Source organism: Rhizobacter sp. P3_C12, from assembly GCF_056402735.1.
Map to the genome: position 1 here is coordinate 1 of NZ_JBFUGW010000295.1, position 7,147 is coordinate 7,147.

Below are 7,147 nucleotides of genomic sequence, written 5' to 3' on the forward strand. Positions count from 1 at the left end.
GCTCTGGTCCGCCTTGAGCCAGTTGTGCAGCGTCTGATCAGCCACGCCCAGCACCTTCGACACCACCGCCAGGCTCTGCCCACCCTTGACCATCCGCACCGCCTCAAGCTTGAATTCCAGCGTGTAGCGCGCTCTCTTTGCCTTCGTCACTTTCGTTCTCCTTGCCTGGATTGAACCACTCAGCAAGGGATACGGATTCCGCGGGCAAGGTCAACGGTGTGCCCTGGGCGGGCAGCCAACCCGATGTCGGTCATGTGAATGGGTCGTTCGCGGCCATCCGAGGCACGCAGCCAGATTTCGTGCTCTGCCTGTGTTCTGGCTTCGATCTGTCCAGGAATCACCATTGAGGTGCTAAGGACCGTCGAAACTTGCTGAGACACCGACGTGGTTGAAGTCTTGGTCTGCTCCAGAACTTCTCCGGTGAAAGTGCAGAGCCAAACGCCCTGGCCATTCGAGAGAGTGTGCGTGGTTTTCGTCATCGGTGTTCTTCTCTTCCCCGTGCGCGGTCGCACCAGACCGCGGTTCACTTCATATTAGTCGACTTTCGCATATTCCAAGTTCGCATGCATCGTCTGCGCCTCCGGTCCTGTGACGTATGCCTCGAACCATCAAGATCACCCCAGAAAGTGTGCTGCTCGATCTGCTTCGCTCTGCCCGCGAACGCTCAGGCGTCACGCAAATTCAGTTGGCTGAGCGCACCGGCCTACGGCAATCCGACATCAGCAAAAGTGAGCGCGGGGTGCGACGCCTTGACGTACTTGAACTGCATGGCTGGCTGTCGGCGCTCGGGGTCTCCTTCGTTGGGTTCGCCCAGGAACTTGATGAACGCCTAACAGCGCTTGCGCTGCTCAAGGCCCAGCAGTCCAGGGGCTTCCATCGACGCACGAGGAAGGCCGACTAGCCTTGCTTCCAGTCCTGCACGCGTAGCCCAGACCCACGTTCCTTCGCATTTGGGGTCAGGCAAGTCCAGAATCGACTATTCTCGCGAGAGAGGCTGTCGTTCGCGGTGCCGATCGGACGTCAACGCCAAGGAGTGGCGCGCCTCGCCTCTGAGCGGACTTGCAGCCCGATCTCCGTCATCTCATGAGCAACCCATCGCCGCGGTGACTACACCGGGAGGTCAAAGCATGGAGCTGAACTATGACCGCGCAGCCCGAGCCGACATGGTTGACGTCGAACAGGCGGCGGCGCTCGCCGGTGTGACGACAGCTCAGCTGTGCAGATGGGCGACGATGGCACGACCGCGCGTCATCGCGCTAGGCCACCCGAGCCTGGGTCTGAGATTTCCGCGTTGGCAGTTTGAAGCGCCGTTGTGGTCGGTGGTTCGAGAACTCGGCCAGGCCTTGCGTGGAAGCGGCTGGGCCATGCTGACCTGGCTGGAGTCAGGGAATGGCGCCTTCCATGGTCGCTCCCCTCGATCGGCGCTCGAGCAGGGCGAAACGGTAGAGCGCGTACTTTGCGCCGCGCGGTACGCTCGCTGAGCACTGAATGATTCAACACAGAGGTGATGAGGCGCGAGCAAGGAGCCAATCTGCGCGGCCAGTACATGCGCCTCTCACAACTGGGTGTCGGTGTCGATCCGCTCGGCCAGCGACTGAGCGCGGGCACGCCAGCTACGATGCTGGAGTGACCTTCCACAGATCACCACCACAACCGTGCTCGAAATTTCTCCAGAAGACATCCTCGCCCTGAACGACGCTGATCTGCGTGAGTTAGTGGCACGCCTGTGTGAAGCCGAGGTGCGGCGCGCGAGCCAGTCGACCGTCGCTGTTACATGGGGCGGGAGCCAGACCACCAAAGACGGAGGTGTTGATGTTCATGTCGCGCTGCCAGCTGGCGTGGCATGGGCCGAGGGCTTCGTTCCGCGTCGCGTTGCCGGCTTCCAGGTTAAGAAGCCCGACATGGCGGCAAAAGCCGTCAGGGATGAGATGAGGCCAGGCGATACGCTGCGCCCGGTCATCGCCGACCTTGCCGCCGTCCAGGGTGCTTACGTCATCGTCAGCTCAAGCGGCACGGTCTCCCATACCGGCCTGAGCGACCGCAGGAAGGCCATGCGCGAGGCTCTTGGTGATCTGGTTGGCGGGGAGGACTTGCATCTCGACTTCTACGACCGTCGCCGCTTGGCGACGTGGGTCAACGCATTTCCTGGCGTCCTCGTGTGGGCGAGGGAGCGAGCTGGGCGTGCGATTGCCGGTTGGCGTGCTTGGGGTCCATGGAGTGGCGCTCCGGAGCAAGCGGGCAGTTTCATCGCGGAAGAAGCGCTCCGAGCGCGCCAAGGTAGCGAGGAGCTTTCGACAGCAGCGGCACTCGAATGGGCGTGCGAGGTTCTTGCTCGACCTGGCAAGGCCGTCCGACTCGTCGGCCTGTCCGGCGTGGGCAAGACAAGGTTTGCACAGGCGCTTTTTGAACGTGAGGTGACGGCCAAGTCTCTGGACCCGGCGGTGGTTTTGTACGCCAACATGAATGATGGCCCCACCCCTCAGCCTGTAGCCGTCGCCACCGACCTGATTGCCTCGGCGCAACGTGCCGTGCTGATCGTCGACAACTGTTCCTCCGCCTTGCACCGCCAACTGGCGGAGCTTTGCGCTACGTCGGGCTCGGTGCTCAGCTTACTGACCATCGAGTATGACGTGCGAGAGGACCAACCGGAGGGCACGGAGGTGCTGGGTTTAGAGCCGGCGTCGGAGGAGCTGATCAACACCTTGTTGCGGCGACGCTTTCCTGAACTCAGCGGGATCGATGCACGTCGCATCGCGGTGGTGGCGGGTGGGAATGCACGCATCGCTATCGTCTTGGCCGATGTGGTACGGCGCTTTGGAGAGATTAAGAGCCTCACGGACGACGAACTGTTCCAACGCCTTTTCTGGCAGCGCCATGCCATCGACAAAGAACTGCTGCAGGCCGCGAAGTTTTTGTCGCTGGTGTATTCGTTCGATGCGGACCCCGAGTCCGATGCCAGCGAGCTAGAGATCCTGGGAAGGCTTGTCGAACAGACGCCACGCCAATTGCTCAGCGCGTGCAGCCAACTGGACTCGCGCGACCTGCTGCAGCGACGCGGTCCCTGGAGGGCGATATTGCCGCACGCCATTGCCAATCGACTGGCCGGCTGGGCGCTTGATGAGATCCCGAACGAGTGGATAGATGGCCCTCAAGGCCTAGGCGGGTCGCCGAGGCTGCTGCGTTCATTTTCTCGACGGCTCTCCATGATCGGGACTCATCCACAGGCCATGAAAGTCGCGGCTCGGTGGCTGGCCCCGGGCGGTCCGCTCGGCGACCTGTTGTCACTGAACGAGGATGGACACCACATGTTCATCAACATTGCTGCCATAGACCAGACGGCGACGTTGAAGACGCTGGAGCGTGCAAATTCACCCGGCGTCTGGCGCCAGTTCATGCAGGTGATTCGGTCGCTTGCCTACGAACCGGTGATGTTCGAACGCTGCGCCGCGATGCTGTATCAGGTCGCTGTCGCCCCCTCGGCGACGCCGCAACAGAACCCGGCCAGGTCGCACTGGGTGTCGCTGTTCCAGATCATGAGCTCAGGCACCCACGCCACCTTAGCGCAGCGGGTGGCGCTCGCTGAGTCGCTGTTGGATGCCGCGGACGGCACCAGCCACTCGATGGGATACGCTGCCATCAACCAGCTACTAGCCACCGCAAACTTTCACTACAGCATCACCGATGAGTTCGGTGCCAGGTCGCGAGACTATGGCTATCGCGCCCGCAACACTGACGAGATCCGCGCATGGTTCGCCACCGTGATGCAGTTGTGCGAACGCAGATTGGTTGATCACCGCGATGCAATCAGGTCCGCTCTGGGCAGCCACCTGCGGGGGTTGTGGACTCGTGCAGGGATGCACGAACAGGTGGACGCGCTGGCACGTCGCGTTGCTGCCGATGGGTTCTGGCTGGAGGGGTGGGCGGCCTGTCGTCGCATCTTGCGCTACGACCAAAATAAGGCGGAAGGTGACGTTCACGCCCGGCTCGTTCGTCTGGAGTCTGCTCTTCGTCCGGCAGGACTTGAACAGCAGGTCTCGGCGGTGCTGCGGGCAACAGGCTGGAACATGGAACCAGATTCGGATAGCCCCTCACCCGATGCGGGCGGTTCCTACCAACGGCGGGCCGAGGCCGCGAAAGAACTCGGTGCAGCCCTCGCGAATGAAGCGGCGTTGATCGACCAGCTCAATGACGATTTGTACAGGGGCGGTGTCGCTGCCTATGCGTTGGGCCAAGGCTTGGCGCAGAGCTCGGCCGACGCTGATCATCTCTGGCAGCGACTGTTGATGGGCTTCAAGACGCGGCCCAAGGCTGAGCGCGACCCCCGCGTGCTGATAGGGTTCCTATCTGAACTGGCTGCGGGTGACCGGGCGCTGGCGACCAAGCTTTTGGATCTGGCATGGCAGGACACGTCACTCTCTGAAATACTGGTCGAACTGCAGCTCGGGATGTCACTTGATGATCAGGGACTGAATCGCCTGCAGGCGGCCTGGGCAGCAGGCACGATTTCCACCGTGCAGTTGAAGTCCATTGGCCATGCTTCCAAGTCGCTTGATCCGGTAGCTTTACGCGACTTCCTGATCGCGATTTCGAATGACCAGCTGGGTACGCACGTCGCGCTGAGCATCCTTTCGGCGCGCGTCTGGAGCCCAGAAAGAGATTGCGAACAGCAGCAGCCGGCCCTGGTCGATGCAGCGCGGCATCTGCTGAGTAGGCTGACGTTGGATCGGAGCCAGTTCACGGAAGATTCGGACTACGAGTTGCGCGATCTGATCCGGCGAATGCTGCCAAGCCCGGACGGAGAATCTGCCGCTCAGCAGTTCGCCCGGCAGCTAGTCAGTGACCTTCTGGCGGATCGCGTCTATGCTTTCGAGCACACGGATTTGATGCGTGCCCTGCTTGAAATCCACCCCGTTTCGGTGCTGGATGCCTGGTTCGACGTGGCGGTAGATGACGGCGCGGCGGCGCGGCTGCTGCAGGCGGACAAGCATCACGGTGTTTCACCGACCGATGTCATCCCAGCGAACAAGGTGCTGCAGTGGTGCGAGAAACGTCCGGCCGAACGATTTCTTCTGGCCGCATCGTTCGTGCCGTTTTGCGAGCCGAGTGAAACTGCCGAGGATGGCCCTCGTTGGTCTACACAGGCGCAGCAACTGTTGATCCACGCGAAGGATAAAGATGCCGTGCTGGCCCGCCTCGCCGATCAGTTCTCACCGTCTTCGTGGAGTGGGTCACGTGCCACCATCATCGAGAGGAATGCCACCTTGCTCGGCCAGGTCGGACAGATCGTCCCGGCCGAGCTGACGCCAGGGCTTTCTGCGCTGCGACAGAGGCTTGCCAAGGAGGTCGAGGGGGAGCATGCGTTCGAAACGAGAACCCAACGGGGCCGCGATGAACGTTTCGAGTGATGAGAATTTGGCAGCCAACGCGCTCCGCGATGCCGCAGTGTCAACGATGATGCTCGCGCGAATACTGAGGCGGCAGGTTTCAGTTGCGGCGCCATTTTGATCTCTCGCCGCTCCCTCGTGATCAGCCAGAATGGCTAGACACGAGCTCGATCAAAGCGTTGAGCTGCACCAAATAAGCCTCGGCATTCCTCCGGGACAGATATGGCGACGCGCCGTAGAGGTAGCCCGGTGAATACTGAGGATGGCGGGTCACGGCGTGCAGTTTGTCGGTCGGCACCTGGACATGAAGATTCCGGTAGTCCTCGTACTGAACGTGATCGTCACGTTGAGCCATTCCGAGTGGCTTGTAGTCACGGCCGAGCAAGATGAAGCGATCTCGGCCCTCAAGTGGCTGCAGCACGTAGGGCAACAGTACCCTCATCTCGATGTAGCCGACAGACATCGAGTGGACGGCGTACCGCGGCAGAGAAAGCGCCAGTTCGAGGTAGTTCCTGGCGTACTCCAAGGCGCTCAGGGGATCGGAGTACTGACTCCATAGATCCGGCATCTCGCGGCGCTTGATTCGGTCCGCGTCGGACATGCGCGCGGTACGAGAATCTATCCGGAACACTGCCCTCATCTCCTCAAGGGTGCGCGAGAAGATGGGATAACGGCCACCAGGAGCCAACTCGACTGTCCGATGGAGGATTGCCCAGTTCTGAAAGCCGCGCTGAACGGCCTCCCGATCCAAGGCTTGCGTATGGGTGACGCCCTCGGCGAAGGCGGTTTTCTTCGCTTGGCGCCGCAGGCGCTCAAGGTCGTTGGGAGCCAGAGAGATTTTCATGATCGATCCAATGGTTTGCGCGCCGTCCGTCTTGGTACGCCCACACACCAAGCCTGACAACGCACCAAGGGATGCGATCAGATTCCCGCGGATTTGCCCGCGGGCACGGTGCCGATACGGCTTCGCCAACAAGGTGGGCGGGCAGGCCGACGTGACGGCCTAGAACTGAACTATATCGACAATGCGGCCGCGAGCAAAGGGAGAATTGCCTTCAAGGTGGCGTCGTGCAGCTCAGTCGCATGAGGGAGGCTAGATGGCGAATAGATCCAACGGGCAAAAGCACTGGAACTTAACTTCGTTGGACGAATGGTGGGTTTTGGCTATCGCACTGTGCGTAGCCATTGGCTTGTGGCTTGCATGGAGCTGGGAAGGCGCTAGCCTGGCCCACCGGCTTGTTGCGCATAGGCCTGCAGTCGAAGCGGCTGCTGCTGCAGCCAAGGCCCCATCGGCAAGCGCTGCTGCTCCCCCTGGAGTCGCTGAACTCGGTCAGGCTGGCGACTCATTCGGCGGTGCCAACGCGCTGTTTGCAGCGATCGCCGGTGCGCTTGTGTTTTGGGCAGGGTTTGTGCAGGCAAAATCACTCAAAGAAGCCAGGGACGAATACAGCGACGAGCGACGAGCGACGAGCGCGGCAACGGGAGCAGTTCGAGGCACTGTTCTTTCAGCTGCTCGTGAGCGTCTGGCCGTCCCATCTTGACGGCGGTCAGTTGCTCAAGTCTGCGGCGGAGTCCACCGATGAGGCAACAGCTCTTCGAGTCGGCTATTGGGCAGCATCGGCAGCCGCTCCAACACGTCACGCAAGTAGGCCCAGGGGTCATGCCCGTTCAGACGTGCTGACTGCACCAGGCTCATGATGATGGCCGCTCGCTGACCCGCCAGCTCGCTACCCACGAACTGCCATGCTTTGCGTCCCATCGCC

General features: G+C 61.5%; 7 protein-coding genes. 3 read left to right on the forward strand and 4 right to left on the reverse strand.

What is annotated here, in order from left to right:
• Both AC1DXV_RS28880 and AC1DXV_RS28885 read right to left on the reverse strand, forming a co-directional pair.
• Positions 1-150: transposase (locus AC1DXV_RS28880; protein WP_477936855.1), on the reverse strand; the 150-nt coding region annotated here is incomplete at its 3' end.
• A gap of 29 nt (positions 151-179) precedes the next feature.
• Positions 180-479 (reverse strand): hypothetical protein, encoded by a 300-nt coding sequence (locus tag AC1DXV_RS28885; RefSeq protein WP_477873848.1) that lies wholly within the window; start codon positions 477-479, stop codon positions 180-182.
• Between the two features lie 116 nt (positions 480-595).
• Here AC1DXV_RS28885 and AC1DXV_RS28890 point away from each other — a divergent pair, with 116 nt between their 5' ends.
• From AC1DXV_RS28890 to AC1DXV_RS28900, 3 genes are all read left to right on the forward strand, one after another.
• Positions 596-901: a helix-turn-helix domain-containing protein gene (locus tag AC1DXV_RS28890; RefSeq protein ID WP_477873849.1), complete on the forward strand. Its 306-nt coding sequence runs from the start codon at positions 596-598 to the stop codon at positions 899-901.
• A gap of 226 nt (positions 902-1,127) precedes the next feature.
• Entirely contained in the window at positions 1,128-1,481 is a 354-nt protein-coding gene (locus tag AC1DXV_RS28895; protein ID WP_477873850.1) for a hypothetical protein, read from the forward strand.
• A gap of 174 nt (positions 1,482-1,655) precedes the next feature.
• Positions 1,656-5,405, forward strand: a complete 3,750-nt coding sequence (locus AC1DXV_RS28900; protein ID WP_477936851.1) for a P-loop NTPase family protein — start codon at positions 1,656-1,658, stop codon at positions 5,403-5,405.
• A 121-nt stretch (positions 5,406-5,526) separates the two neighbouring features.
• Here the strand turns inward: AC1DXV_RS28900 and AC1DXV_RS28905 are convergent, their stop codons facing one another.
• Positions 5,527-6,228 (reverse strand): P-loop NTPase family protein, encoded by a 702-nt coding sequence (locus tag AC1DXV_RS28905; RefSeq protein WP_477867021.1) that lies wholly within the window; start codon positions 6,226-6,228, stop codon positions 5,527-5,529.
• A gap of 711 nt (positions 6,229-6,939) precedes the next feature.
• A partial coding sequence (locus AC1DXV_RS28910; RefSeq protein ID WP_477936853.1) for a transposase domain-containing protein occupies positions 6,940-7,147 on the reverse strand: 208 nt, incomplete at its 5' end.

Bases quoted from the DNA above. Each gene is read 5' to 3' on its own strand.
- AC1DXV_RS28890 (WP_477873849.1), top strand. From the start codon at position 596: ATGCCTCGAACCATCAAGATCACCCCAGAAAGTGTGCTGCTCGATCTG.
- AC1DXV_RS28885 (WP_477873848.1), bottom strand. From the start codon at position 479: ATGACGAAAACCACGCACACTCTCTCGAATGGCCAGGGCGTTTGGCTC.
- AC1DXV_RS28895 (WP_477873850.1), top strand. From the start codon at position 1,128: ATGGAGCTGAACTATGACCGCGCAGCCCGAGCCGACATGGTTGACGTC.
- AC1DXV_RS28905 (WP_477867021.1), bottom strand. From the start codon at position 6,228: ATGAAAATCTCTCTGGCTCCCAACGACCTTGAGCGCCTGCGGCGCCAA.